The sequence below is a fragment of the Pelomonas lactea genome (assembly GCF_043555885.1).
GTDB classification, from domain to species: Bacteria; Pseudomonadota; Gammaproteobacteria; order Burkholderiales; family Burkholderiaceae_C; genus Pelomonas; species Pelomonas lactea.
The window spans coordinates 392,418-417,575 of record NZ_JBIGHX010000002.1; the positions used below are offsets into that span (position 1 = coordinate 392,418).

30 protein-coding genes and 1 riboswitch are annotated in these 25,158 nt (G+C 68.7%); of the genes, 5 read left to right on the forward strand and 25 right to left on the reverse strand.

Features of this window, described 5'->3' with window-relative positions:
• Nucleotides 1-5: 5 nt before the first annotated feature.
• From ACG04Q_RS06090 to ACG04Q_RS06110, 5 genes are all read right to left on the reverse strand, one after another.
• Nucleotides 6-464 carry a type IV pilin protein gene (locus tag ACG04Q_RS06090; protein ID WP_394509995.1) on the reverse strand — a complete coding sequence of 153 codons (459 nt, stop codon included), beginning with the start codon at nucleotides 462-464 and terminating at the stop codon, nucleotides 6-8.
• Nucleotides 464-856, reverse strand: coding sequence for a type II secretion system protein (locus tag ACG04Q_RS06095; RefSeq protein WP_394509996.1), 393 nt, complete (start codon nucleotides 854-856; stop codon nucleotides 464-466). Before ACG04Q_RS06095 ends, ACG04Q_RS06090 begins: the two co-directional genes overlap by 1 nt.
• A gap of 152 nt (nucleotides 857-1,008) precedes the next feature.
• Nucleotides 1,009-2,241 (reverse strand): type II secretion system F family protein, encoded by a 1,233-nt coding sequence (locus ACG04Q_RS06100; RefSeq protein WP_394509998.1) that lies wholly within the window; start codon nucleotides 2,239-2,241, stop codon nucleotides 1,009-1,011.
• On the reverse strand, nucleotides 2,238-3,959 hold the full coding sequence (locus tag ACG04Q_RS06105) for a GspE/PulE family protein (RefSeq protein WP_394509999.1): 1,722 nt from the start codon (nucleotides 3,957-3,959) through the stop codon (nucleotides 2,238-2,240). Before ACG04Q_RS06105 ends, ACG04Q_RS06100 begins: the two co-directional genes overlap by 4 nt.
• Nucleotides 3,956-6,478: a GspE/PulE family protein gene (locus ACG04Q_RS06110; RefSeq protein ID WP_394510000.1), complete on the reverse strand. Its 2,523-nt coding sequence runs from the start codon at nucleotides 6,476-6,478 to the stop codon at nucleotides 3,956-3,958. Before ACG04Q_RS06110 ends, ACG04Q_RS06105 begins: the two co-directional genes overlap by 4 nt.
• An 81-nt stretch (nucleotides 6,479-6,559) precedes the next feature.
• Between ACG04Q_RS06110 and pcp the strand changes: the two genes are divergently transcribed.
• Nucleotides 6,560-7,207 (forward strand): pyroglutamyl-peptidase I, encoded by a 648-nt coding sequence (pcp, locus tag ACG04Q_RS06115; RefSeq protein WP_394510001.1) that lies wholly within the window; start codon nucleotides 6,560-6,562, stop codon nucleotides 7,205-7,207.
• Here the strand turns inward: pcp and ACG04Q_RS06120 are convergent, their stop codons facing one another.
• Both ACG04Q_RS06120 and ACG04Q_RS06125 read right to left on the reverse strand, forming a co-directional pair.
• The gene (locus tag ACG04Q_RS06120; protein WP_394510002.1) at nucleotides 7,208-7,402 is read right to left on the reverse strand and encodes an anti-sigma factor family protein; all 195 of its coding nucleotides are present in this window, start codon (nucleotides 7,400-7,402) and stop codon (nucleotides 7,208-7,210) included. It lies immediately after the preceding gene.
• The gene (locus ACG04Q_RS06125; RefSeq protein WP_394510003.1) at nucleotides 7,399-7,974 is read right to left on the reverse strand and encodes a sigma-70 family RNA polymerase sigma factor; all 576 of its coding nucleotides are present in this window, start codon (nucleotides 7,972-7,974) and stop codon (nucleotides 7,399-7,401) included. Before ACG04Q_RS06125 ends, ACG04Q_RS06120 begins: the two co-directional genes overlap by 4 nt.
• Nucleotides 7,975-8,087: 113 nt before the next feature.
• Between ACG04Q_RS06125 and ACG04Q_RS06130 the strand changes: the two genes are divergently transcribed.
• The 4 genes from ACG04Q_RS06130 to ACG04Q_RS06145 are packed head-to-tail and all read left to right on the forward strand — an operon-like array spanning nucleotide 8,088 to nucleotide 10,358.
• The gene (locus ACG04Q_RS06130; protein ID WP_394510004.1) at nucleotides 8,088-8,351 is read left to right on the forward strand and encodes a BufA1 family periplasmic bufferin-type metallophore; all 264 of its coding nucleotides are present in this window, start codon (nucleotides 8,088-8,090) and stop codon (nucleotides 8,349-8,351) included.
• A gap of 2 nt (nucleotides 8,352-8,353) precedes the next feature.
• A complete protein-coding gene (gene bufB / locus ACG04Q_RS06135) occupies nucleotides 8,354-9,193 on the forward strand; it encodes an MNIO family bufferin maturase (RefSeq protein WP_394510005.1) in 840 nt (279 codons plus the stop codon).
• Complete coding sequence (locus tag ACG04Q_RS06140) at nucleotides 9,187-9,873, forward strand: HvfC/BufC family peptide modification chaperone (RefSeq protein ID WP_394510006.1); 687 nt, start codon at nucleotides 9,187-9,189, stop codon at nucleotides 9,871-9,873. Before bufB ends, ACG04Q_RS06140 begins: the two co-directional genes overlap by 7 nt.
• Nucleotides 9,870-10,358: a DoxX family protein gene (locus tag ACG04Q_RS06145; RefSeq protein ID WP_394510007.1), complete on the forward strand. Its 489-nt coding sequence runs from the start codon at nucleotides 9,870-9,872 to the stop codon at nucleotides 10,356-10,358. The genes ACG04Q_RS06140 and ACG04Q_RS06145 overlap by 4 nt, the downstream gene beginning before the upstream one ends.
• Here ACG04Q_RS06145 and tolA read toward each other — a convergent pair.
• The 18 genes from tolA to ACG04Q_RS06235 all read right to left on the reverse strand — a co-directional run bounded on the left by tolA (nucleotide 10,342) and on the right by ACG04Q_RS06235 (nucleotide 25,051).
• On the reverse strand, nucleotides 10,342-11,211 hold the full coding sequence (tolA, locus tag ACG04Q_RS06150) for a cell envelope integrity protein TolA (RefSeq protein ID WP_394510009.1): 870 nt from the start codon (nucleotides 11,209-11,211) through the stop codon (nucleotides 10,342-10,344). The genes ACG04Q_RS06145 and tolA overlap by 17 nt on opposite strands.
• 1 nt (nucleotide 11,212) lies before the next feature.
• Entirely contained in the window at nucleotides 11,213-11,647 is a 435-nt protein-coding gene (gene tolR / locus ACG04Q_RS06155) for a protein TolR (RefSeq protein WP_394510011.1), read from the reverse strand.
• On the reverse strand, nucleotides 11,648-12,322 hold the full coding sequence (gene tolQ / locus ACG04Q_RS06160) for a protein TolQ (protein WP_394510012.1): 675 nt from the start codon (nucleotides 12,320-12,322) through the stop codon (nucleotides 11,648-11,650). It abuts the gene before it with no gap.
• Nucleotides 12,319-12,714 (reverse strand): tol-pal system-associated acyl-CoA thioesterase, encoded by a 396-nt coding sequence (ybgC, locus tag ACG04Q_RS06165; protein WP_394510013.1) that lies wholly within the window; start codon nucleotides 12,712-12,714, stop codon nucleotides 12,319-12,321. Before ybgC ends, tolQ begins: the two co-directional genes overlap by 4 nt.
• Nucleotides 12,711-13,901: a pyridoxal phosphate-dependent aminotransferase gene (locus ACG04Q_RS06170; RefSeq protein WP_394510014.1), complete on the reverse strand. Its 1,191-nt coding sequence runs from the start codon at nucleotides 13,899-13,901 to the stop codon at nucleotides 12,711-12,713. The genes ybgC and ACG04Q_RS06170 overlap by 4 nt, the downstream gene beginning before the upstream one ends.
• Nucleotides 13,901-14,404, reverse strand: a complete 504-nt coding sequence (gene nusB / locus ACG04Q_RS06175; protein WP_394510015.1) for a transcription antitermination factor NusB — start codon at nucleotides 14,402-14,404, stop codon at nucleotides 13,901-13,903. Before nusB ends, ACG04Q_RS06170 begins: the two co-directional genes overlap by 1 nt.
• Nucleotides 14,401-14,874, reverse strand: a complete 474-nt coding sequence (gene ribH / locus ACG04Q_RS06180) for a 6,7-dimethyl-8-ribityllumazine synthase (RefSeq protein WP_394510016.1) — start codon at nucleotides 14,872-14,874, stop codon at nucleotides 14,401-14,403. Before ribH ends, nusB begins: the two co-directional genes overlap by 4 nt.
• Before the next feature lie 16 nt (nucleotides 14,875-14,890).
• Complete coding sequence (ribBA, locus tag ACG04Q_RS06185) at nucleotides 14,891-15,988, reverse strand: bifunctional 3,4-dihydroxy-2-butanone-4-phosphate synthase/GTP cyclohydrolase II (RefSeq protein ID WP_394510017.1); 1,098 nt, start codon at nucleotides 15,986-15,988, stop codon at nucleotides 14,891-14,893.
• A 24-nt stretch (nucleotides 15,989-16,012) separates the two neighbouring features.
• Nucleotides 16,013-17,044, reverse strand: coding sequence for a bifunctional diaminohydroxyphosphoribosylaminopyrimidine deaminase/5-amino-6-(5-phosphoribosylamino)uracil reductase RibD (gene ribD, locus ACG04Q_RS06190; protein WP_394510018.1), 1,032 nt, complete (start codon nucleotides 17,042-17,044; stop codon nucleotides 16,013-16,015).
• 25 nt (nucleotides 17,045-17,069) lie between these two features.
• On the reverse strand, nucleotides 17,070-18,407 hold the full coding sequence (locus tag ACG04Q_RS06195) for a type IV pilus modification PilV family protein (RefSeq protein ID WP_394510019.1): 1,338 nt from the start codon (nucleotides 18,405-18,407) through the stop codon (nucleotides 17,070-17,072).
• Nucleotides 18,404-19,708, reverse strand: a complete 1,305-nt coding sequence (locus ACG04Q_RS06200) for a PilX N-terminal domain-containing pilus assembly protein (protein ID WP_394510020.1) — start codon at nucleotides 19,706-19,708, stop codon at nucleotides 18,404-18,406. Before ACG04Q_RS06200 ends, ACG04Q_RS06195 begins: the two co-directional genes overlap by 4 nt.
• A complete protein-coding gene (locus tag ACG04Q_RS06205) occupies nucleotides 19,705-20,445 on the reverse strand; it encodes a PilW family protein (protein WP_394510021.1) in 741 nt (246 codons plus the stop codon). Before ACG04Q_RS06205 ends, ACG04Q_RS06200 begins: the two co-directional genes overlap by 4 nt.
• The gene (locus ACG04Q_RS06210; RefSeq protein WP_394510022.1) at nucleotides 20,439-21,026 is read right to left on the reverse strand and encodes a pilus assembly FimT family protein; all 588 of its coding nucleotides are present in this window, start codon (nucleotides 21,024-21,026) and stop codon (nucleotides 20,439-20,441) included. Before ACG04Q_RS06210 ends, ACG04Q_RS06205 begins: the two co-directional genes overlap by 7 nt.
• A 2-nt stretch (nucleotides 21,027-21,028) precedes the next feature.
• Complete coding sequence (locus tag ACG04Q_RS06215) at nucleotides 21,029-21,505, reverse strand: type IV pilin protein (RefSeq protein WP_394510023.1); 477 nt, start codon at nucleotides 21,503-21,505, stop codon at nucleotides 21,029-21,031.
• A 104-nt stretch (nucleotides 21,506-21,609) separates the two neighbouring features.
• Nucleotides 21,610-22,155, reverse strand: coding sequence for a pilus assembly FimT family protein (locus tag ACG04Q_RS06220; protein ID WP_394510024.1), 546 nt, complete (start codon nucleotides 22,153-22,155; stop codon nucleotides 21,610-21,612).
• A gap of 144 nt (nucleotides 22,156-22,299) precedes the next feature.
• Nucleotides 22,300-22,743, reverse strand: a complete 444-nt coding sequence (gene nrdR / locus ACG04Q_RS06225; protein WP_394510025.1) for a transcriptional regulator NrdR — start codon at nucleotides 22,741-22,743, stop codon at nucleotides 22,300-22,302.
• 9 nt (nucleotides 22,744-22,752) lie between these two features.
• Nucleotides 22,753-24,006: a serine hydroxymethyltransferase gene (gene glyA / locus ACG04Q_RS06230; RefSeq protein WP_394510026.1), complete on the reverse strand. Its 1,254-nt coding sequence runs from the start codon at nucleotides 24,004-24,006 to the stop codon at nucleotides 22,753-22,755.
• Between the two features lie 58 nt (nucleotides 24,007-24,064).
• A riboswitch (ZMP/ZTP riboswitch) is annotated at nucleotides 24,065-24,185 on the reverse strand.
• A gap of 8 nt (nucleotides 24,186-24,193) precedes the next feature.
• Nucleotides 24,194-25,051 carry a lytic transglycosylase domain-containing protein gene (locus ACG04Q_RS06235; protein WP_394510027.1) on the reverse strand — a complete coding sequence of 286 codons (858 nt, stop codon included), beginning with the start codon at nucleotides 25,049-25,051 and terminating at the stop codon, nucleotides 24,194-24,196.
• Nucleotides 25,052-25,158: the final 107 nt, after the last annotated feature.

A 25,158-nucleotide genomic window follows, 5' to 3' on the forward strand; every position in this document is an offset into this window, starting at 1 on the left:
AAGCTTCAAGGAAGGGCGTAGATCAGGCCCGTGTCCGTCTCGACACGGTAGGCCTGGCTGTAGCTGCCGGAGGCCACCGTGATGGTCAGGCTGGCGGCCGTGCTGGTGGCGGTGGCGCCGCTGTTGGCGCTGTTGAACGTGACGGTGCGGCTGCCGCCTTCGGCGATGCAGGGCGACTCGGTGGCGGGGCAGGGCAGGCTGCCGAGGCTGGCGCCGCCCGCGTAGGCCCAGCTGACGCCGCTGCCGGTGATGGTGGCCACGATGGGCCGGCGTTGCTGCAACGAAAGCCGCAGCAGCGCGTGGTGGCGGGCGACAAGCTCGTCGCCAAACGAGCGCAGCCGCCACAGCGTCGTGTCCACCACCTTCGGGAGGGCGAACACCGCCAGGGCGGCTGTGATCACGAGGACGAGGATGAGCTCGACCAGCGTGAAGCCACGCGTGAGGCGTGGCCGGGCCTCGCGCATCAGGAGATGCCGGTGGCCGTGAAGTTGGCGGTCTTGCCGTTGCCGTTCACGACGCAGTTGGTGACCGTGGACTCGGCCGTGATGGGCGCGGCGGTGATGGTGTAGCCGCTGGGCAGGCCGGTACCGGCGGTGCCCGTGTAGCTCTGCTGCGTCTTCTCGACGTCGCTGCAGTTGGCGATGGCCACACCCTTGGTGCCGTTGGCCTTGCGCGAGGCGTAGTTGATGGCCGAGCCGGAGCTCAGCGCGCCAGCCACGCCGTTGACGGCGGCCTGCTTGGCATCGTCGTCCACGTTGACGAACTTGGGCAGCGCGACGGCGGCCAGCACGCCCAGGATGACGATGACCATCACCAACTCGATGAGCGTGAAACCAGCTTGCTGAGACTTGTTCATGGAGAGTCCTTCCTGCGCGGTGCGCTGTCGTCCGGGAGTGCGTGAACTATCGGCCAGCCGGCGCCGCGCCGGAAGTGAATTGCGCACGGCGCGCCCCCGCCCCGCCGACGCCGGCCTGCAATCCGTTGCAAGGTTCACACGCGGGTGTGGCGTCAGCGCCCCATGGCCGCCTGGCCGAGGTTCCACAGCGGCAGGAACACGCCCAGCGCCAGCACCAGCACCAGCGCGCCGATGATGGCCAGCAGGATGGGCTCGATGGCGGCGGACAGGCCCTTGATGGCGTAGTCGGTCTCGCGCTCGTACATCTGCGCGATCTCGGTCATCAGCGTGTCCAGCTCGCCGGTCTCCTCGCCCACCGCAATCATTTGCAGCACGATGGGCGTGAAGACGCCGGTGCCGGTCGCGCAGCGCGAGATGCTCTCGCCGCGCTCCACGCCGTCGCGCATCTGCTCGATGCGGGCGCCGATGTAGGCGTTGTCCACCGTCTGCGCCACCACCGTCATGGCCTGGCTGATGGGCACGCCGGAGCTGCTGGCCAGCGCGAAGCTGCGCGCGAAACGGGCCAGCGTGGCCTTCAGCACGATGTCGCCGGCAATGGGCAGGCGCAGCTTGAAGCGGTCCCAGGCGTAGCGGCCGCGCGCGGTGGCCAGCCAGTTGCGCCAGGCGAACACGGTGCCAATGCCCGCGGCCAACACCAGCGGCCACCACTTCACGGTCCAGGCCGAGAAGCCCAGCAGGATGCGCGTCATCAGCGGCAGCTCGCTCCTGAAGTGCGCGAAGACCTCGGCGAACTTGGGCAGCACGAACAGGTTGATGATGACCAGCGCAATGGCCATCGCGACGATGACCATCAGCGGGTAGCGCAACGCCTGCTTGATGCGGGCGCGGATGTCCAGCTCGAACTCCAGGTGCTCGGACAGTCGCTGCAGCACCTCGGTCAGCCGGCCGGTCAGCTCGCCCACGCGCGTCATCGCGATGTAGAAGGCACTGAACACGGCGGGGTGGCGGGCGAAGGCGGTGGCCAGCTCGCGGCCCTGGTCCAGGCTCGCGCGCACGTCCTGCAGCAGTCGCACGATGCCGGGGTGGCTGGTGGACGCTTCCAGCCCGGCGAGCGACCGCAGGATGGGCACGCCGGCCTTCTGCAACGTGTAGAGCTGGCGGGTCAGCACCAGCGTGTCCTCGCCCGTGATGGGCCGGGCCAGCAGCGCCTGCAGCCAGCCGCCGCCGGTGGCGGCGCTGACGGCGTCCTGTGTCGGCTCGATGCTGACCGGCACGACACCACCGGCCATCAGCTGCGCGGCGACGGCGTCGCTGCTGACGGCATCGACGATGCCTTCGACCAGCTCGCCGCGGCCGTTGCGCCCCTTGAACGCGAAGTTGCTCATTCAGGGTCGACGCTGATGCGAACGGCTTCGGCGAGCGACGTCTTGCCCTCGCGCACCAGCGCCAGGCTGCGGTCGGCCAGCGTCCTGCCCTTCAGCGACCGGCGCGCCGCGGCCAGGAAGGCGCCGGCATCGCTCTTCTGGATGGCCAGCGCCATGTCGGGGTCCAGCTCCAGCATCTCGTAGATGCCGCGCCGGCCCTGCGTGCCGGTGCCATGGCATTCCGAGCAGCCGCGGCCCCTGACGCTGGCCACCGGTGCCGGCGCCTCGCCGTTGAGCGACAGCACTTCGTTGACCCAGGCCTGCTCCTGCGGCGTGGCGTGGTGCGGCTCGGCGCAGTGCTTGCAGACGCCGCGCAGCAGCCGTTGCGCCAGCACGGCCTGCAGCGACGTGGCCACCATGAAGGGCGGCGCGCCCATGTCCAGCAGCCGGAACGGCGTCGAGATGGTGTCCTTGGTGTGCAGCGTGGACAGCAGCAGGTGGCCGGTGATGGCGGCGCGCAGGCCGATCTCGGCGGTCTCGGCGTCGCGCATCTCGCCGACGAGGATGACATCGGGGTCCTGGCGCAGCGCGGCGCGCAGCACCTTGGCGAAGTCCAGGTCGATCTTGTCGTTGACCTGCACCTGCGTGAGTCCCGGCAGTCGGTACTCGATGGGGTCCTCGGCCGTGATGATCTTGAGCTTCTCGGCGTCCAGCTCGGCCAGCGCGGCGTACAGCGTCGACGTCTTGCCGGAGCCGGTGGGGCCGGTGACGAGAATCATCCCGGAGTCGCGCGCCAGCAGCTCGCGAAAGCGCTTGAGCATGTCGTCGGGCATGCCGACCTGGTCCAGCCGGCGCAGCGCCGAGCCCTGGCCCAGCAGCCGCATGACGACCGACTCGCCGTACTGGCTGGGCATGGTGGACAGCCGCACGTCCAGCGTGCGGTCCGACAACCGCAGCGTGAAGCGGCCGTCCTGTGGCAGGCGCTTCTCGGAGATGTCCAGGCCGGCCATCAGCTTGAGCCGCTGCGCCAGCGCCGGTGCGATGCGCTTGTCGGCCTGCGTGAGCGTCTGCAGCAGGCCGTCGACGCGATTGCGGATCAGCAGCTCGCCTTCCTGCGGCTCGATGTGCACGTCGGACGCGCCGGCGCGCGTGGCGTCCTCGAACACGCTCTGCAGCAGCCGCACGACCGGCGCGCCCTCCTGGCCCACGCTGGCCTGCAGCGTGCCGAAGTCCACTGCATCACCGATGTCCTTCTCCAGCGCCTTGGCCAGGCCGGAGATCTCGTCGCTGCGGCGGTAGTGCTTGTCGAAGACGGCGGCGAGCTGGCTGTCGGCCACCACCGCCATGGCCAGGCGGCGCTTCAGGATCTTGGCCAGTTCGTCGAAGCCGAACAGGTCCAGCGGGTCGGCCATGGCCACCAGCAGCGTGTCGCCGCGCTCCTCCAGCACCAGCGCGCGGAAGCGCCGCGCGGGCGTCTCGGGCAGCAGCCGCACCAGCTCGGTCTTCAGCGGGAAGGTCTTCAGGTTCACGAACGGCGCGCGCAGCTGGCGGGCCAGCACGTGCGCCAGCGCCTCCTCGGTGATGAGGTTGGCTTCGATGAGGATGCGGCCCAGCTTCTTGCCGGTCGCGCGTTGCAGCGCCAGCGCCTGCGTCAGCTGCTCGGCCGAGATCAGCTGCTGCTCGACGAGGACGTCGCCCAGGCGCAGCTTGGGGCGGGGAGCGGCAGCTTCTTCTGTCATGAGTTACTCGTGGCGTGGACTTCGGCAAGCGTCGTGACGCCCTGCAGGACCTTGACGATGCCATCCTGGCGCAGCGAGCGCATGCCCTCGGCCAGCGCGGCGTGAAAGAGTTCCTCGGCGCGGGCGCCGGTCTGCACCATGCGGCGCAGGTTCTTGGAGACGGTCAGCAGTTCGTGCAGGCCGGCGCGCCCCTTGAAGCCGCTGTGCCCGCAGGTCGCGCAGCCGGGGCTGCGGAACTTCATCAGTCGGCCGTTCCTGCCGTGCTCGCGCGTCCACGCGCCGGCCAGCGCGCCGCGGTCGGGGCGGGCATCGGCGGGGAAGACGTGCAGATAGTCGTCCAGCAGCTCGCCCAGCTCGGCCTCGCTCAACGGCTCGCCGACCTGGCAGGCCGCGCAGCTGCGCCGCACCAGCCGCTGGGCCAGCACGGCCAGCAGCGAGTCGGCGAAGTTGAACGGATCCATGCCCATGTCCAGCAGCCGCGTGATGGTCTCGGCGGCGCTGTTGGTGTGCAGCGTGGACAGCACCAGGTGGCCCGTCAGCGACGCCTCGATGGCGATCTCGGCCGTCTCCTGGTCGCGGATCTCGCCGACCATGATGACGTCGGGGTCGGCGCGCAGAAACGCGCGCAGCGCCTTGGCGAAAGTCCAGTCGATGCGCGGGTTGACCTGCACCTGGCGCAGCCCGGCCTGGGTGATCTCGATGGGGTCCTCGGCCGTCCAGATCTTGCGCTCGGCGGTATTGATGTGGCTGAGCGCCGAGTGCAGCGTGGTCGTCTTGCCCGAACCCGTGGGGCCCACGCACAACACCATGCCGTAGGGGCGCGACACGGCCGCTTCCAGCGCGCGGCGGTTGGCCGGCGTGAGGCCGATGCGGTCCAGCGGGATGGGCCGGCTGGAGGCCAGCAGCCGCATGACGACGTCCTCCAGCCCGTTGTTGGTCGGGATGGTGGCCACGCGCAGCTCCAGCTTGTGCTGGGATGAAAAGCGCGCGAAGTTGATCTTGCCGTCCTGCGGCTTGCGGCGCTCGGAGATGTCGAGATCGCACATGATCTTGATGCGCGCGATCATCGCGTTGCGGTAGGTGTGCGGCAGCTCCAGGTAGGGCTGCAGCACACCGTCGCGGCGGAAGCGGATCTTGAGCTTCTCGCGGCCCGGGTAGGTCTCGATGTGGATGTCGGACACGCCCTGGTTGTGCGCCTCGCTGATCATCGTGTTGATCAGGCGCACCAGCGAGTTGTCGCTCTGCTCGATGGGCGCTTCGTCTTCCTTCGCCGCGCGTTCGCTGCTGTCGCGCTCCAGGCTCTCGATGAGCTTGTTGGAGGACTCCAGCGCGAAGTCGGGCGTGAGGTCGGGCAGCGTGTCGACGCTGCCGCGCGAGATGGCTTCGGCGCCGAAGCGGTCGAAGGTGGTCGGGATGGCGAACTGCAACGTACCCAATCGCGTCAGCGTGGGCACGACCTTGAGCTGCGTGATGAACTCCACCTCGTCGATGGCGTCGCGGCGCGTCGGGTCTTCCATCGCGACGACGAGGCGGCCGTCGCGCAGCACCAGCGGCAGCATCTCCAGCCGCTTGGCGACGGCGAACGGCAGCTTGCGCACGGCGTCGGGCTCGACGGCGAAGTTCTCCACGTCGACGACCGGATAGCCCATCTTGCGCGCCAGCGCCGACTGCAGCTGAGCCCGGCTGATGACCCCCTTGCGCACGAGCAGCTCACCCAGCGGCACGGAGCGGTCGTCGCGCTGCTGCAGCAACGCCAGCTCCAGCTGGTCGGGCGTCACGAGCTCCAGCGCCAGCAGCGCCTCGCCGATGCGCACCATGGGCATGCGTGCCTGCTGCTCGATGGCACGCAGCAGCTGCTCGGCCGTCACGATGTGCTGCTCGACAAGGATGTCGCCCACCCGCCTCTGGCGCAGGCCGTTCTGCTCGACGGCAGCGGCCGCGAGCTGTTCCTGCGTGACGAGCTGGTCCTTGAGCAGCAGGTCGCCGATGCGCTCACCGATCTCGAAATGCGCCAGCACCTCGCGCGGGATGAAGACGCGGCGCACCGAGTCGTCGCTGTCGGACAGCGGCGGGAACAGGAACAGGCCCAGCTTGTCGTGCTGGTGGCCGATGGTGATGCCCTTGAGCTCGTCGCCGCCGTTGAACACGAGGCGGAAGTCGCTGCGCGGGCGCTGGTCCAAGCTCAGCGGCGCGTTGACGTCGCGCTCGTCGCGCGGCGGCACCGTAATCGCCCGCAGCAGCTTGACGGCGCGGAACTGGCTGAACTTCAGCGGCATGCTGTTGCGCGCCGGCGGTACGTTGATGCGCACGATGCGCTCGGCGGCGTCCAGCGCCAGCAGTTGGCCGTTGCTGCGGCTGTTGTTCAGCCCCAGGATCTCGCAGGCCTCGGCGCCTTGCTGCACCTGCGGCTGCGGATAGGCCGCGTAAGGGGGGGTGGGCCACAAGAAGCCCGATGGCGGCTCCGCGCTGGCCGCGGCGTCGCCATGGGGCCAGGGCAGTGGCTCGGACGGGTCGGTCATGGCCGCCGATTATGGAGGCCTGCTGCCAGGGGGCCGGAGCCAAAAACGGCACGGTTTGGCGGCATTCCGGACAATCGCGGCATGAACATCCTGCTCACCGGCTTCGAGCCCTTTGGCGGCGAGGCGATCAATCCTTCCTGGGAAGTGGCGCGCGCGCTGCATGGCCAGCTCATCGCCGGCGCACTGGTGCAGGCACGCTGTTTGCCTACGACGTTTGCCGACGCGCCTGCGGCGCTGGCGCGAGCCCTGCACGAGCTGCGGCCGGTGATGGCCATCGCGCTGGGGCAGGCCAGCGGCCGCAGCGAGGTGTCCATCGAGCGCGTAGCCGTCAACCTCATCGACGCGCGCATCGCCGACAACGCCGGCGAGCGACCGCAGGATGTGCCCGTGCGCGCCGACGCGCCTGCGGCCTACTTCTCGACGCTGCCCATCAAGCCCATGCGCGACGCGCTGCGGGCGGCAGCGTTGCCGGCAGGGCTGTCGCTGTCGGCGGGCGCCTTCGTCTGCAACCAGCTGTTCTTCGAGCTGCAGCACCAACTGGCCGGTCAGGGCGTGCCCAGTGGCTTCATCCATCTGCCCGCGCTGCCGGAGCAGGCGGCGCGGGCGCAGCCATCGGTGCCCAGCATGGGGCTGGCGGCGCAAGTGGATGCGATCCGGCTTGCGCTGGCCGTCGCGCTGGCGCCGCCAACGGTGCAGCCGGCGCCCGACGAGGGCGCACCCACCAGCTGATCAGTCTTCGCTGTAGTGGCGCCAGCGGGCGCTCGCCTGGCGCATCAGCGCCACCTGGCGCGCAAAGCGGCGGCAGTTGCCGCACGCGCGCTGGTGCAGCCGCAGCGACAGCCGCTCGGCCAGCGGCAGCGTGCGGTCCTCGCCGTTCAGCAGGATCCGGGTCGCCTCACGGCAGGTGATCTTCAGCTTGATCAAGTGGCGCTCCGCGTCGTGCCGAACCAGCCCAGCTGCAGGCACTCCCGCAGCCTCAACCGGGCCCGGTGCAGCATGACCCACAGGTTGGTCGGCGTGATCGACAGTTCCTTACAGATCTCGTCCGACTCCAGCTCCAGCCACTCGCGCATCATGAACAGCCGCCCCTGCTGGCCCGGCAGCTTGTCCACGCAGGCCTCCAGCACCCTCATGAAGTCCAGTTGCCTGAGCGCGTCCTCGGGGTTGCCCCAGTCGTGCTGGGCCTCGCGCCAGTGGCCGTCGGCACCGAACAGCAGGTCGTCCAGATCCTCGCCGTCGTCGGTCGACGCGGTGGTCGACAGCTCGCGGCTGTTCTTGCGGATCTGGTCGATGAGCTTGTGCTTGAGGATGCCGATGAGCCAGGTCTTGAGCTGGCTCGCGCCCGCAAAGGCCTGCGGCTTTTCTAGCGCGGCGAGCACGGCCTCCGACACCGCGTCCTCGGCCCAGGCCGGGTTGCGCAACTGCAGCCGCGCATACTTCAGCAGCACGGGGCGCAGGGCTTCGATCTGGCTGCAGTAGTCGGGCGTGGCGGTCATGGCTGAACAAAAATGCGCAGGCAGTGTAAGGACCGCGCGATGCCTTGCGACTTCAACGTCGCCGCCGCATCATCGGCCGCCTTCACCTTCCCAACCTTTTGGAGACCTGTCCCATGAAGAACCCCACCCTCGTGTCCTCCGCCCTGGCCGCCGCACTGTCGCTGGGCCTTGTTGCCCAGGCCCAGGCCGCCGATGCCGCCAAGGAGAAGTGCTACGGCATCGCCAAGGCCGGCCAGAACGACTGCGCCTCGGCCAACGGCAGCCACTCCTGCGCCGGCCAAGCCAAGACTGACAAGGACGCCAACGAATGGAAGTACGTTGCCAAGGGCACGTGCGAGAAGGAAGGCGGCTCGACCAAGCCGGCGGCCAAGAAGTAAGCATGGGCATGGCGCCTGAAGCCTGCGTCGGCATCGGCTGGCGCCAGCCCCATTACGAGACCTTGCTGGCCCGGCGCCCCGCGCTGGGCTTCATCGAGGTCCATTCGGAAAACTTCTTCGCCGACGGCGGCCTCACGCTGGCCGTGCTGGACGCCGGCCGCGCGGCCTACGACGTCAGCCTGCACGGCGTGGGCCTGGCGCTGGGCTCGGCCGCCGGGCTGGACGAGCGCCATCTGGCGCAGCTGGCCCGGCTCGTCGAGCGCGTGCAGCCGCGCTGGGTGTCGGACCATGCCTGCTTCGCGCGCGTCGGCTCGGGGCTGCACGCGGCGGACCTGCTGCCCATCCCGTTCAACGACGAATCGCTGGCGCTGATGGTCCGCCACGTCGAGCAGGTGCAGCAGCGCCTGCGCCGGCCCGTGCTGGTGGAGAACATCAGCGCCTATGCCGGCTGGGCGGGAGACACGCTGGCCGAGCCCGAGTTCTTCAACCTGCTGACGCAGCGCAGCGGCTGCGGCCTGCTGCTGGACGTCAACAACCTGTTCGTCAACGCGCGCAACGACGGGCTGGCTCCCGGCGCCGCCGCGCGCGAGGCGATGCGCTGGGTGGACGCGATCCGGCCGGGAAGCGTCGGCGAGATCCATGTGGCCGGGCACGCCGAGCAGACCGACGGCCTCGTCATCGACGACCACGGCAGCCGCGTGCGCGACGAGGTCTGGCAGGTCTACGAACATGCGATCCGGCGCTTCGGCCCCACGCCCACGCTGATTGAGTGGGACACGGCCGTGCCCGAGCTGGACGTGCTGCTGGACGAGGCCGGGCGGGCGAGGGCGGCGGTGTGCTGAAACAGCAGCAGGCCTTCGTCGACGCGCTGCTCGGTCGCGGCGAAGCGCCGGCCGGGCTGACCGGCGCCGAACGCGGCCTCGCGGCCTACCGCAACAACCTGAGGGCCTTGTCGGCCCAGGCGCTGGCCGTGGCCTTCGGCCGCCTGCACGACGCGCTGGGCGAGGACGAGTTCGCGTCGCTGGCCTGGACGTTCTGGCGCCACCACCCCCCCGAGAGCGGCGACCTGGCGCAGTGGGGCGGGGCGCTGGCGGCCTTCCTCATCGAACGCGCCGGCGAAGACTCGGGCCTGCCCGACCTGGCGCGGCTGGACTGGGCCTCGCACCAGGCCGAACGCGCGGCCGATGCGGTGCTGGACGCCGAGGCCCTCGCGCTGCTGGGCACCACGCCACCCGAGCAGCTGTGGCTGCAACTGCGCCCCGGTGTCGCGCTGCTGGCGCAGCACGGCGGGCCGGTGCTGGTGTGGCGCCAGGGCTGGCGCGCGGTGTCGCAGCCGCTGCCGCCGGCCCAGGCCGCGTTCATGCAGGCGCTGCTGGCCGGCGTGAATCTTGCCGACGCGCTGGTGAAAGGTTCGGCGCCCGAGACCGACTTCGACTTCGGCGCCTGGCTGCAAGCCGCGCTGCAGAACGCCTGGCTGCAAGGGGCCAGGTCTGCACCTCCGAACCGGACACCCCCGCCATGAACGCTCTGATCTCCGCCGCGCTGCGCACCTTCACCGACCCGGGCGTACCGCCCAGCCGCCTGCCGGCGCCGCTGGATGCGGCCGTCAGCCAGCTGCAGTCCGTCGCGCTGCTGGCGGCGCGGCTGTACGTGGCGCAGGTGTTCTTCCTGTCGGGCCTGACCAAGCTGCGCGACTGGTCATCCACGCTGGCCTTGTTCAACGACGTCTACCAGGTGCCGCTGCTGCCGCCGGTGCTGGCCGCCTACCTGGGCACGGCCGGCGAGCTCGTGCTGCCGGTGCTGCTGGTGCTTGGCCTGGCCGGGCGATTCGCCGGCGCGGGGCTGTTCGTCGTGAACCTGATGGCGGCGCTGTCGCTGTCGGCCGACGACTTCTCGCCGGCCGCCGAGGCACAGCACACGCTGTGGGGCGTGCTGGCCGTCGTCATCGCGCTGTGGGGCGCGGGGCGCTGGTCGGTCGACCGCTGGCTGGCTACTCGCGCGGCCTGAAGCTCAGGATCAGCACCGCCGGCACGCGGCCGTCGGTGTCGCGCGGCAGCGTCTCGGCCTTCTCGATGGCGCGCAGCACGGCGCGGTCCCAGTCGGGGTCGGCACTGGGCTTGAGGATCTTGCTGCCGAGGATGCGGCCGTCCGGCGCCAGTGCGACCTGGACCTCGGTGGTCGGGTTGGAGCCGGTGTCTTCCGCGTAGATGATCAGCGGGCGGATCTTGCCCTTCACGCGCCCCACCCAGCCGGCCGACGGCGCGGCGTTCTGTGCCGCGTTGCCGGTGGATCCCGGCGTGCCGCCAGCCATGCCCTGGATGCGGCGCAGGAACTCCTGGCGCTGCGCCTCGCGCTTCGCGTCGGCCTCCCTGGCTTCCTTCGCCTCCTTGGCGTCCTTGGCTGCCTTGTCCTTCTTGCGGTCGGCCTCGTCCTTGGCGGCCTTCTCCTTGGCCAGCTTGTCCTTGGCTTCCTTCTCCTTGGCTGCCTTCTCTTTTTCCAGGCGCTCGAGCTTGGCCGCGGCTTCTTCGCGGGCCTTTTCTTCCTTGCGCTTCTTTTCCTTGGCGATGGCGATCTCGGCCTCGCGCTGCTCGGCGGCCGCTTCTTCGGCCGCCTGCTGCCGGGCCTTCAGTTCGGGCTTGGGCGCCTCGGGCTCGGGCTCCGGCGGCGCTTCCTCGCGCGGCGCGGCAATCTGCGGGATGGACGACCACAGCTCGGCCTCGAAGGCCGGCTCCGAGTCGCTGCGCCAGTGCAGGCCGTAGCTGAGCGCGAGGATCAGCAGGCCGTGCGCGATCAGCGCGAACAGCAGGCCGCGGCCGATGCCGGCGACCTCGGGGGGGCGCAACGTCGCGGCAGCCGTCATGTCACTTCGCGGCGGCGCCGCTCTTCACGGCCAGGCCCACGCGCTGCACGCCGGCGCGCTGCAGCGTGTCCATCACCTGCACGACGGCCTCGTACTTGACGTTCTTGTCGGCGGAGATGACGACCGGGTTGCTGTCATTGCTGCCCTGCGCCTTCTTCACGCGCTCGGCCAGCCGGTTCGCCGGGATGCTCTCGGGTTCCAGCTGGTCGACCTTGATCTTCAGCCGCTCGTCGGTGCCGACGATGACCTGGATGACATGCTCGGGCTGCTGCTTGCTCTTGCCCACGCTGGGCAGGTCCACGAGGCCGGTGGTGATCAGCGGCGCGCTGACCATGAAGATGATGAGCAGCACCAGCATCACGTCGATGAACGGGACCATGTTGATCTCGTTCATCGTGCGGCGCCGGCGGCCGCCGCGGGCGGAAACGGCGGCCATTTAGTTTTGCGTGGCGTTGCGTTGCAGGATGTTGGAGAACTCTTCGATGAAGGTCTCCAGCGTGATCGCGGCGCGGTCGATCTGGCGTGCGAAGCGGTTGTAGGCCAGCACCGCGGGGATGGCCGCGAACAGGCCGATGGCGGTGGCGACCAGCGCCTCGGCGATGCCCGGCGCCACCGTGGCCAGCGTCACCTGCGTCAGGTTGGACAGGCCGACGAACGCATGCATGATCCCCCAGATGGTGCCGAACAGGCCCACGTACGGCGACACGGAGCCGACGGACGCGAGGAAGGACAGGTTGCTCTCCATCGCGTCCAGCTCGCGCTGGAAGCTGGCGCGCATCGCGCGGCGGGCGGCGTCCAGCAGCGCGCCGGAGTCGGTCACGCGCTTCTCGCGCAGCTTCAGGAACTCGCGCATGCCGGAGGCGAAGATGCGCTCGAGCGGCGCGCCGTCCTGGCGGTTGCCAACGGCCTGGTAGAGGTCGTTGAGGTTCTTGCCGCTCCAGAACTCGGCCTCGAACGCGTCGTTGCGGCGCTTGATCTGGCCCAGGCCGATGAGCTTGCCAAAGATGACGCTCCAGCTCGCGAGCGACACGAGCAGCAGGCCCGCGATGACGAGCTGCACGGCCAGGCTGGCGTGCAGGATCAGGGAGACGATGGACAGGTCTTGGTTCATGAAGCGATCGCTGCGACAACAGCGTCAGGGAGGCGTTGGGGTTTCAGGTCAACGGCGCGCACGCAGCCGATGCGGATCTCGCCTTCGGCCAGCAGCGTGTCGCCGCGCAGCGCGCGCTGGCGCACGACGAGGCTGGCACGGCCGGCCGGCTCGGGTTCGACGGTGATGGTGAGCAGGTCGTCCAGCCGCGCCGGCGCCAGGTAGCGCAGGCTGGTGGCGGCGACGACGAACATGACGCCGGTGTCCTCGCGCAGCTGGTGCTGCTCGACACCGGCCGCGCGCAGCCACTCGGTGCGGGCGCGCTCGAAGAACTTCAGGTAGTTGGCGTAGAACACGATGCCGCCGGCATCGGTGTCTTCCCAGTACACGCGCACCGGCCAATTGAAGGTCATGCCAGCACCTCTCCAAGGCGGGCCACGGCTTCCTGCAGGTCATCGAGCGAGGATGCGAACGACAGCCGCATCCAGCGTTGCGGGTCGGCCAGGCCGAAGTCGCGCCCAGGCGTCAGCGCCACCTGGGCGCTCTGCAGCAGCTCATGCGCGAAGGCCCAGCTGTCGGTGTGGAAGCGGCTCACGTCCATCCAGGCATAGAAGGCGCCATCAGGCGGCACGGGCACGGTCAGGCCCAGCGCGTTGAGCGCCGGCACGATGAAGTCCCGGCGTTCGCGCAGCACGGCGCGGCGGCGTTCGAATTCGACGATGGAGGCCGGCTCGAAGCAGGCCAGCGCTGCCTTCTGCGCCAGCGTGGACGGGCAGATGTAGAGGTTCTGCGCCAGCCGCTCGACGGCCGGCACCAGGGCCGGGGGCAGCACCAGCCAGCCCAGCCGCCAGCCGGTCATGCCGAAGTACTTGGAGAAGCTGTTGACCGACACGATGTCGTCACCCAACCCGCCCGGCAGCGCCAGCGCGCTGCGGCCGAAGCGGTCGTCGTAGCTCAGCGGCAGGTAGATCTCGTCGACGACCGTGACGCCGCCGCGCTCGCGCACGAAGCCCGCAATGCTCGCCAGCACCTCGGGCGCGATGGACGTGCCGGTCGGGTTGCTGGGCGAGGCCAGCAGCACGCCGCGCGTGGCCGACGTCCAGGCGTCGCGCACCTGATCGGCATCCAGCTGGAAACGCTGGGAAGCGCTGGTGGGCAGCAGCCGCGGCGCGGCGTCCGCGGCCGTCACGAAGTGGCGGTTGCACGGGTAGCAGGGGTCGGGCATCAGCACCTCGTCGCCACGCTCGAAGAGCGCCAGGCAGGCGAGTTGCAGGCCGGCCGAGGCGCCGGCCGTGATGGCGATGCGCTCGGGCGCGATGGCCAGGCCGAAGCGCTGGCCGTACCAGCGCGAGATGGCCTCGCGCAGCGCCGGCAGGCCCAGCGCGTCGGTGTAGGGCGTGTCGCCCTGCGCGATGCGCGCGACGGCGTCGCGCACGGCGGGCGCGGCGCCGAAGTCGGGCTCGCCGATGTTGAGCCGGATCATGCGGCGGCCACCCCGGGTCGGGTCGCACAGCGGGCCGGCTGCGAGCTGCGCCGCGGCCTTGGCCAGCTCCATCACATAGAAGGGCTCGATGCGGTCCAGCCGCGCTGCCAGTCTCATCAGCGCTTGGCGGTGACCTCGAGGGGGCGGAGGTCCACGGCCGCACGGTCCAGCACGCCGTTGACGTACTTGTGCCCGTCGGTGCCGCCGAAGGACTTGGCCAGCTCCACCGCCTCGTTGATGGCAACCTTGTACGGAATGTCCAGGCAGTGCTTGAGCTCGTAGGCGCCGATCATCAGGATGCCGTGCTCGATGGGCGACAGCTCCGTCGTCTTGCGGTCCACGTGGCGGGACAGGATGGCATCCAGGTCGGCCGCCTCGTGCACGCAGCCGCCCAGCAGCGCCTCGTAGTGCTTCAGGTCCAGCTTGGCGTAGCCCTCCTGCTCGCGGCCCAGCGCGACGATGACGCCGATGTCCTCGCCGGTCAGCAGCCACTGGTAGAGGCCTTGCAGCGCGGCCTCGCGCGAGCGGCGGCGGGCCGACTTGACGGGCGCCTTCTTGCCGGCGGGCTTGTTGGCCGTCGTGTTGGCCGTCTTTGGGGCGGTCTTGTTGGGCGTGTTCACTCGATCTCTTTCAGCAGGTTGGCCATCTCGACGGCCACGCGGGCGGCGTCGCGGCCCTTGGGCTCGGCGCGGGCCCAGGCCTGGGCCTCGTTCTCGACGGTCAGGATGGCGTTGGCGATCGGGATGCCGTGGTCCAGCCCGACGCGCGTGACGGCCGAGCCGCTCTCGTTGGCGACCAGCTCGAAGTGGTAGGTCTCGCCGCGGATGATGCAGCCCAGCGCGATGAGGGCGTCATAGTCATTGGTCTCGGCCAGTGCCTGCAGCGCCAGCGGCACTTCCAGCGCGCCGGGCACCGTCACGTGGCGGATGGCCTCGGCCGGCACGCCCAGCACCGACAGCTCGGCCAGGCAGGCACTGGCCAGCGCGGAGGTGAGGGTGTCGTTGAAGCGCGCCTGCACGATGGCCACGCTCAGGTCGCTGCCGTCGAGGGCGCCTTCGAAGCCAGGCAGGCCTTGGTCGGAGTGTTGCATCGCGGGTCCCTCGGGTTCAGCAGGAAGGGGGGGTGACGAAGCCGGTCACTTCCAGCCCGTAGCCGGTCATGCTGGGCATGCGGCGCGGGCTGCCGAGCAGCTTCATGTGGTGCACGCCCAGCGCCTTCAGGATCTGGGCGCCCACGCCATAGGTGCGCAGGTCCATCGCACCGCGGACGGGCGCGGTGGGCTTCGCGTCGCGGGCGCGGGCCAGCACGCCGGCGGCATCCTCGCCGCAGTTCAGCAGCACGATGACGCCCGCAGCGCTGGCCTTGACGGCGGCCAGCGCGGCCGGCAGGCCCCAGGAGTGGCCGCAGGAGCCGGCTTCCAGCAGGTCCATGACGGACAGCGGCTCGTGCACGCGGACCAGCACTTCGTCGCTGCTGTTCCAGGCGCCATGGGTCAGCGCGAGGTGGGTGCCGCCGGTGCGGTCGGTGAACACATGGCAGTCGAACTCGCCCTGGGCCGTCGTCAGCGGGCGCTGGGCGACGCGGTTGACCAGGCTCTCGTTGCGGCTGCGGTACTCGATCAGGTCGGCGATGGTGCCGATCTTCAGGCCGTGCTCGGCGGCGAAGATCTCCAGGTCCGGCAGGCGCGCCATCGTGCCGTCGTCCTTCATGATCTCGCAGATCACCGACGTGGCCGACAGGCCGGCCATGCGGGCCAGGTCGCAGCCGGCCTCGGTATGGCCGGCGCGCATCAGCACGCCGCCGTCCTGTGCCTGCAGCGGGAAGATGTGGCCGGGCTGCACCAGGTCGCTGGCCTTGGCATCGGCGGCGACGGCGGCCTGCACGGTGCGGGCGCGGTCGGCCGCGGAGATGCCGGTGGTGACGCCCGTGGCAGCCTCGATGGACACGGTGAACGCCGTGCCGTGCTGCGTGCCGTTGCGCCGTGTCATGGGCGGCAGCTGCAGGCGTTCGCAATGCTCGCGCGGCAACGTCAGGCAGATCAGGCCGCGGCCGTGCTTGGCCATGAAGTTGATGGCCTCGGGGGTGACGAGGTCGGCGGCGAGGACGAGATCGCCCTCGTTCTCACGATCTTCTTCGTCGACGAGGATGACCATGCGGCCGGCTGCCAACTCGGCAACCAGCTCAGGGATGGGGGAGATGGGCATAGCCAGCGATTGTAGGTGCCGACCCTAGGTAGGACGCAGCCTGAGGCGAAGATCTGCACCGACGGGCAGGGCTTCGACAAGTCGCCAGCGGCGCGCTTGGTCCAGCCCTCCCAGCGTCTGCAGTGCCGCCAGCGGCCGCCCCTCGCCGATGAGCATGGGCGCCTGGTAGACCAGCAGTTCATCGACCAGGCCGGCATCCAGAAAGGCGCCGGACAGTGTCGGCCCGGCCTCCACATGCAGCTCGTTGATGCCCTCGCGCCCCAGCTCTGCCAGCAGCGCAGGCAGGTCGGCGCGGCCAGGGCCGATCACGCGCGCTTCACCCGGCGGCTGCAGGATGCGCGCGCCGGGCGGCAGGCGGCGCTGCGGGTCAAGCACCAGGCGCAGCGGCTGCCTCGCGGTGGGCACGAGCCTGACATCCAGCCGCGGGTCGTCGGCCAGCACCGTGCCGATGCCGGTCAGCACCGCGCCGGCACGCCGCCGCCAGGCGTGGCCGTCGGCGCGGGCCGCCTCGCCGGTGATCCACTGGCTGCGTCCGTCGGGCAGCGCGGTGCGGCCATCCAGCGAGACGGCGGACTTCAGCCGAACAAACGGACGGCCGCGCTGCATGCGGGAAAAGAAGCCGATATTCAACTCGCGGGCAGCGTCCGCTGTGGCGGCGTCGGCCAACTCCACGGCGACACCGGCGGCCCGCAGGCGGGCGATGCCCTGGCCGGCCACCTGCGGGTTGGGGTCCTGAACGGCGACGACGACGCGCGTGATACCGGCAGCAATGAGTGCGTCGCAGCAAGGCGGCGTGCGGCCGTGGTGGGAGCAGGGCTCCAGCGTGACGACGGCAATGGCGCCGCGCACATCGTGGCCACGGGCGGACGCGTCGCGCAGCGCCATGACTTCGGCATGCGACTGGCCCGCCGGCTGCGTGTGGCCGGCGCCCAGTTCGCGGCCGTCGGCGGCCAGCAGCACGCAGCCCACGCGCGGGTTGGGGTCGGTCAGGCCGATGGCCTCGGTGGCCAGGGCGAGGGCGCGCTTCAGCGCTGAGGCGATGTCAAGAGCGGGCATGCGCCCAGTCTAGCCAGCCACCGGATCAGGGCTGGATCTGCACCGTGGAGTAGTTCAGGAAGATGCCGTTGGCCGGGTCCGGCGCAGGAGCCGTGGGGCAGGAGACGTCCCCCCGCACGACGAGGAAGTTCTGGCGCGCCAGCGAGTACGTCACGCGCTGATAGGTCGCGGGATGCTCTTCGTTGTCAATCTTGTCGAGCTCGTCTTCCCTCGTGGCGGGAACGTAGGTGTAGCCGTTGCCGTTGTAGTCGGCGCTGTAGCGGCAGACCTTGTGCTGAGTCGCGGACGTTCCAAGGTCCAGCCCCGTCAGCAGCAGCTGCCCCCACCAGTTGCGCGGCGTCTGCGTATTGGGGAACACGATGCAGTAGTAGTTCACCGCCGTGCGCGTCGTGAGGCCCGGCTCCGGCGCATCGCTGAAACAGACGTGGTTGGGTGACTCCCGGTAATCGCCGCCAGGCGCCAGCGAATAGGCGCCTTCGCTGTCGCGAACCTTGAACTGGCTGGGCGTCAGGTTCAGATAGGCGGTCAGCGGGTAGGGCAGGGCCGTCGCCTCAGGTCGGGCCGGATCGGGCGTGTCGGCGTTCGAGAAGCGGATGCTGCCGCTGATCAGATAGCCCACGGTGTTGTTCTTGCAGGAGTCGACCGCACTCGCTGAGAGCGTTGTGGTCTCGCCAATCTCGCATTTGCCGGTGATGACGCCGGTGAGGTTGTTGAAGACCCACACGGCCGTGCCGCCATTGGGGGGGCGGAAGGCGCTGCTGCCATTGCCAAGGTCTTGTGCGCGCGGAGGAATCGCGGGGTGGCGGTTGCCGGCTAGACGCACGCCGTTGCTCGGGGGCGTGACGCCCACGGCCAGCGTGAACACTGGATCGGCGCGGGAGATGATGGTGTTCATCGTCACGCTCTGCGGCGTGCCGCTGCGGTCACGCCAGTCGACACGCACACTCACCGTCTGGGCACGCAGAGCCTGCGGCTCGACGTCGCCGCTGGCGAGCGTGACGCCCCGGAGCAGCGGCTTCACCGTCCGGGTCAACGTGAACGTGGTGTTGGAGTTCTCCCCGGTGCTGGTTGTGGGTTGAACTGCGCCGAGCAAGTCGGTCTCGTAGTCCTGCACCGTCGTGCCCGTCGCCCTCTTGAGAACAGCGTAGCTCCGCAGTTTCTCGAGCTCCGTCTGCGCGAGATTCATGGCCTCGCTGCGTTGCTTGGCGACGTCGCCACCGTAGCGAAGGTTGCTCAGCAAGCCGACCAGCGCCACCATGCCGAACGACATGATGACGAGAGCCACCAACGCTTCGATCAGCGTGACGCCGCGCTGCGACGCGTGACGGCGGGAAGAGGATATGTGTAGCTTCATGGCCGTCATTGAGCAACGTCCATCCAACTGCCCGGTACGCGGACATAGCTGCCCATGCGATTGCGCAATTGATCGGCGATAGCCTGTTGGTAGGCAATGTCCACACGACCTTGCGTGGTGAGTGCGCCGCCCACCAGGACGATGCCGTTCACAAGTGACGGCATGGTGCTGGTGTTCGTCCAGTTCAGGTTGCCCGTCGTGACGAGCATGCCGTTGAGCTGGAAGGGGCCGGTCAACTGAGCTGCGCCATTGACGACGATCAACAGCGGGTCGTTCGCAACGCCCAGCGTCGTGTTGCTGGAAAGTGTCATGTTGCCGCTCACCCAGACGATGCGCTGACCAGCGCTGTAAGCGGCCGCCAGGGCCGAACTACAGTCCCCGCTGCAAGTCAGCTTGCGGGCGGCCGGATGATCGGGATACCTGGACACATTCGTGCCCATGAACATTCGAAAGAGTTTGTCGACGTCCGCATCCCTCAGCGTGTCATCGCTCTCCACGACGGTCTGACTGGCGCTGGTTCCGGGAACGCTCTCCAGCCGGTCGTCCAGCAGACCACTGACGCTGCCCCCCACCGCCGCCAGCATGCCGGCAGAGCGGGGATCGGTGTTGTGCAGCCCCAACCGGTCGGATCCCGTGGCCTGCAGATTACCCTTCACGACGAGTGGGGCTGCCGGCGGGTTGCGAACAGCGCTGACCAGACCCAGCAGCACCCTGAACTGGGAGCGCGCCAGTTGAGCCTTGCTCATGTTTGCCGGCGCTGCGTCGCTGTTGCAAGCTTCCGGCTGGCTGCCGCTGCAGCCGGTGACGTTGAGCGACACGGTGCCAGCACGGGCGGCGTCAACCAAACTGACCGAAAAGCTGGGCACCATGTCCGTACCGTCAGCGCCGCTGCGATCCACGTGGGTAACGGTCGGGTCAAGACATCGACAGGTCCAACCCTGGTCAGGTGCGTCGCGCACACAGTCCACGGGGTCAAGAGCAGTGACGCCCATCGTGGACTCCAGACGCCGCTCGGTAGCATCGATTTGGAGGTACCTGTCTGCAAAGCGCTGTCCACCGGTGGTAGCCGGCCTGCATTGCGCATTCACGGCCATGCCGTTCAGTTGCGCCAGCGTCCATTCGATGCCGGCCTCGGCGGCCTCTTGTGCCACGTTGCTGCGGAAGTAGCTGGCCGACACACGCTGCTCGAACAGCAGCGCGCGGTTGGCATAGGCCGCGAGCAGCGCCATGACGAGAAATAGCACCATGACGACGACCAGCGTCGCAGCGCCATGCTCACGGGCTCGACTGAGTCGGGAAGCGTGCTTCATGCCGGGCAACTTCCAGTGATGCGATCGGAGCGCAGCCGCTCCACACCCGACACCGTGCGCTTGACGTTACGGTCGTGCAGGGCCTTACCCTCGATGCTGAAGCTGACCTGACGTACCACGTGCTTCGGGCACGCAGGCAGGGGGGCTGCGCCGCAGGCCTGTGCGCAGAACTCACCGACGTCGGTGGACTGCTCTGTCAGTTCCACATCGAAGTTGGTGACCTCGACGATGTCTGGGTCGATGACGGGCTGCCAGTTGTCTCGCCCATTCACGATGCCAACCCGCGCGTACAGCACATGCGTCGCCTTGTCCCACTTGAATCCGAATTGCTCCGCATTGCGAGGCGACGCGGCACCGACCGTCACGCCGACGCGCCGCGCATACCTGTAGGTGATCGAACGCTCTGTGCTGTTGTCCGTCACCTCTACAGGGCTGTAGTTGTTGGCCGTGGCCGGAAGGCCAGCGGTTTCATCCAACGTGCCCACACCCGTTGGCGGAGCCCAGACGCCTTGCTCCGTTTGTCCGCGGTAGCCTGCGCGGCGCAGATCTTGCTGAAGCAGGTCGGCGGCCACCCGCAAGTCCTGCTGGATCTGGGTCTCAAGCATCAACCGGCGGTGCTCATTGATCTGGTTGACGGCGACCATTGAGGCGCCGGCCGCGACGATCAGCCCGACGGTGATGCCCACCATCAGCTCGACAAGACCCAGGCCACGCTGGTGAAACGGTTTCGTCAGCATGCCGGGAACCCGCCGATGCTGCCGTCGGGCGAGCAGGTGCGCACCCGTCCGGCGTTGTTGTACTCCACACGCAGTTGCGCGTTCGTCTTGATGCCCGTCACGACAATCATCAGGTTCTTCACGTCGGTCGGATATGTCCCTCGCTGGAACGTCACCGCATAGTGGTCGAATCCCCATCCCGTCGCCGTGGCCTCGAAGCGCACCGAACTGCTCCTGGGCAGAATGAACTCGCGCAAGATCTTGGCGTCGCCAACGCTGCACACGTCGTTCGCACGGCGATTGCACGTACACGTGTCAACGAAACGATGCGTAGTAAGCCGCAGGCAGCTGAACTCGCCCACGGCGGCAGGTACGCGCTCCATGTGCAGCGACACCTTGTTGTCGGTGACGGCCGACTCGCTGCGCCCCTGCGCAAAGAAGCTGGCGATCTCGCCCGCGGTGGCTACGACGCGGCGCCGCTCCATCATGCCCGTCAACGATGGCACGGCCACGGCCAGCAGCACACCCAACACGGCGACACCGATCAGCATCTCGACCAGGGTCACCCCGGAGCGCTGCTTGTTGAAATTGGAGCGCAGCATGGTCAGCGGCCCCAGCAATTCTCGGTGGCGGTGGTGTCATTGTCCGAACCGTCCGCGGACATGTACTTGAATATTGCCCCTTCCAGCTTCACACGCAGGATCTGACAGTTCTTGTCGCCGTCCTGCGGGCTGCCGCGCTTGGGCTTGGCGACGGCGACGTAACCGTTCGTGAAACTGAGCGACTCACCAATACCTTCAAGGCTCACGTCGTAATACTTTGAAACTGCAGCCAGCTGCCGCTCCATGTCGAGCCCGCCGGAGCCAGTGGAGCTCGCGTAGGTGGTGCGGTTGGAGCGATACCGCTCCTGCGCCTGCACGACGCTGGTCAGTGCGGCCATCGCATCGGCCCGGCGGCCGCGCGCGATGAAGGACGTGTAGGAGGGGTAGGCCACCGCCGCCAGGATGCCGGCCACGACGACGGCGATCATCAGCTCCATGAGCGTGAACCCGCGGGAGTGGCGGCTGGCAGAAGGACTCATGGCGTGAATTCTGAACAGTGGCATGAAGACAAAAGGTTACAGGATGACCGCTCATCCCCGGAGCTTGACCGCTGGTCGACAGCCACCACGAACAAGGGAGCTGTTCACGCGCACTTGGGAATGCCGCTGAGCTTGGCACCCGTATAGCAGTGGCGAACCCGCCCGGTGATGGCGATGACCTGGCGGATGCCGGCACCGCTTTGCAGGGAAACGTCGATGCTGCCGGTCTGCGTGACCAGACCTTGGCGGTGCTGGAACTCGAGCGTCTCGGCGTTGCTGCGCAGTTGCAGGCCCTTTGCCGCGGGCAGCCATTCGGCCTTGATGACGTAGCTGCCAGGCGCCTTGCAGGCGGATTGACCGCCGGCGCAATCACAGCCGTCGCGCTTGCCGGCGTAAAGCACGTAGCAGGCATTGGCCCCCTTGCCGCTGACGCGGAAGTAGACCGAATCGCTCATGCGCGCCGCCTCCGCGCGGGCAAAGCGCAGGTCATCTGCCAACGCCCCGGAGGCCGCACGCAGCACCCGTTCCTGGCGCATCTTGTTCAGGCTGGGCACGGCCTGGCTCAGCAGCGTGGCGCCAACGCTCACGCAGACGCACATTTCGACCAGCGTGAAACCGAGGCTGAGGCGGCGGGTGGCGGTGCGGTTCATGGCGGCTCCGAGAGGTTCGTTGGCGATGAACGAACTCTAGAAACCAGCCCCGTACGCGTCTTTCCCCCTTAAGGCGGGATGGAGGGGGAGGTGGGGGAGAGGCGCCCCCCTGGCCCCTCTGAAGGGGGATAGGGAAACTCCGGATCAAATTTCCCGAATCAGCTGACGGAACTCGTCGACGTCCTCGAAACTGCGGTAGACCGACGCGAAGCGCACGTAGGCGACCTTGTCGATGCGCTTCAACTCGCGCATGACCAGTTCGCCCAGCCGCGTGGACGCGATCTCGCGCGCGCCGCTGGCCAGCAGCTTTTCCTCGATGCGGTTCAGCGCCGCGTCGATCTGCTCGACGCTGACCGGGCGCTTGCGCAACGCCAACTGCATGGAAGCGCGCAACTTCGAGGAATCGAAATCGGCGCGCCGCCCGTCCTTCTTGACGACCGAGGGCAGGGCGATGTCGGCCCGCTCATAGGTCGTGAAGCGCTTGTCGCAGGACAGGCAGCGGCGCCGGCGCCGGACGACGTCGCCCTCATCCGATTCCCGGGTCTCGGCAACCTGGGTCTCGGCGTGAGAGCAGAACGGGCAGCGCATTCGGTCGCTTTAGCCGCGGTAGACCGGGAAGGCAGCCGTCAGCGCAGCGACCTTCTCGCGCACGGCAGCCAGGTTGGCCTCGTCGTGCGGCTTGTCCAGCACGTCGGCGATCAGGTGGGCCGTGGCGCGCACCTGTTCTTCCTTGAAGCCGCGCGTCGTCATGGCCGGCGTGCCCAGGCGGATGCCGCTGGTGACCATGGGCTTTTGCGGGTCGTTGGGGATGCCGTTCTTGTTGCAGGTCATGTGGGCGGCGCCCAGGATGGCCTCGGCTTCCTTGCCGGTCAGGTTCTTGGGGCGCAGGTCCACCAGCATGACGTGGCTTTCGGTGCCGCCGGAGACGATGCGCAGGCCGCGCTCGATCAGCGTCTCGGCCAGCACCTTGGCGTTCTTGACGACCTGCTGCTGGTAGGCCTTGAACTCGGGCGACAGCGCTTCCTTGAAGGCCACGGCCTTGCCGGCGATGACGTGCATCAGCGGGCCACCCTGGATGCCGGGGAAGATGGCCGAGTTGATCTTCTTGGCGATGTCTTCCTTGTTCGTCAGGATGATGCCGCCGCGCGGGCCGCGCAGGCTCTTGTGCGTGGTGGACGTGACGACGTCGGCGTGCGGCAGCGGGTTCGGGTAGACGCCCGCAGCGATCAGGCCGGCGTAGTGGGCCATGTCGACCATGAAGTAGGCACCGATCTCCTTGGCGATCTTGCCGAAGCGCTCGAAGTCGATGCGCAGGGAGTACGCGGAGGCGCCGGCGATGATGAGCTTGGGCTTCTTCTCGCGGGCGAGGGCTTCCATGGCGTCGTAATCGATCTCTTCCTTGGCGTTCAGGCCGTAGGAGATGACGTTGAACCACTTGCCGCTCATGTTCAGCGCCATGCCGTGGGTCAGGTGGCCACCTTCGGCCAGGCTCATGCCCATGATGGTGTCGCCGGGCTGCAGCAGCGCGAAGAACACGCCCTGGTTGGCCTGCGAGCCGCTGTTGGGCTGCACGTTGGCGAATTCGGCGCCGTAGAGCTGCTTCAATCGGTCGATGGCCAGTTGCTCGGCCACGTCAACGTACTCGCAGCCGCCGTAGTAACGCTTGCCGGGATAGCCCTCGGCGTACTTGTTGGTCAGCTGGCTGCCCTGGGCTTGCATGACCGCCGGCGAGGTGTAGTTCTCGCTGGCGATCAGCTCGATGTGGTCTTCCTGGCGGCGGGTTTCGTTCTGGACGGCGGTCCAGAGCTCGGGGTCGACCAGGGCGAGGGTGGAGGTGGTGCGGTCAAACATGGCAGGTGTTCCGAAGGTCAGGCGGTAAATCCCCGGCGGTCACGGAGGACGTGAAGCTCAGGGCTGCCCAGGCGAACGGCTGAAAGCGGTGAGGCATCAACCTCGGCCGCCTCACGCTTCCCGGTGGTGTCCCACCTCAGGGCAGCGCGTGCCCCTGATCGCCAGTCGCGTGAGCGGCCAGTGTAATTCAGCGCAGCAGCGCGATCTGCGCGGAATCGCCACCCGTGGACGGCGCCGACGCCGCCTCGCGCATCGGGCGCGCCGCCGGGACCGTGTTGGGTGCCACGCTGCGGCCCGAGATGACTGCCTTCAGCAGGTCGTGCTCGGCCAGCACGCGCGCCGCGTAGCCGGTGTCTTCGGCCAGGTTGGCGGCGCCCACGTAGTAGCGCAGCCCCTCTTCCAGGCTGCCTGCGCGCTGGATGCACTCCTTGAGCACCTGCACGCCAACCCGCAGGTTGGTCACCGGGTCGAACGCGGCCAGGGTGCCGCCGAACGCCTCGTATTTGTCGTCGTGCACGCGGGTCATGACCTGCATCAGGCCCTGCGCGCCGACGGCGCTCTGGGCAAACGGGTTGAAGCGCGACTCGATGGCCATGATGGCCAGGATCAGCGTCGGCTCGACCTTGGCACGGTTGCCCACGGCCCAGGCTTCCTGCACGAGGCGGCTGATCGGCTCCGGCGCCACGCTGTAGCGGCGCGCCAGCCAATGGGCCACGGCAGCCTGCTGGCGGCTCAGCTCCTTGGGGTCGGTGGCGGTGGCGCGGGCGATGGCGTCCGGCTCCGCGGCGGCCAGCAGCGTGTTGCCCTCGGCCTCGGCGCGCGCTTCCTGGCGGGCGCTCAGCCAGCCCAAAGCGGACGATTCCAGCTTCTCCCGCAGCCCGGCCTGGCTCGAAAACACCAGCAGCACCGCCACGACCGCCAGGCCCACCAGGGCCAGCGTGTTGTGGCTGACCACGAGCAGGCCGTTGCCGATGTCCTTCACGAACAGCGACGCCGAATCCCGCGTGAGGCGAGCCAGGCTGATGAGATCTTGACGTGTCGTCATGCGACTCCTTGGTGTCGCGGCCCGCCACAGGCTGCCGGGAAGCGGCGGTCTGGGTGAGGCGACGGTGATAATTTCCCGGCCGTTGACGCTCGGTCTGTGGCATCTGC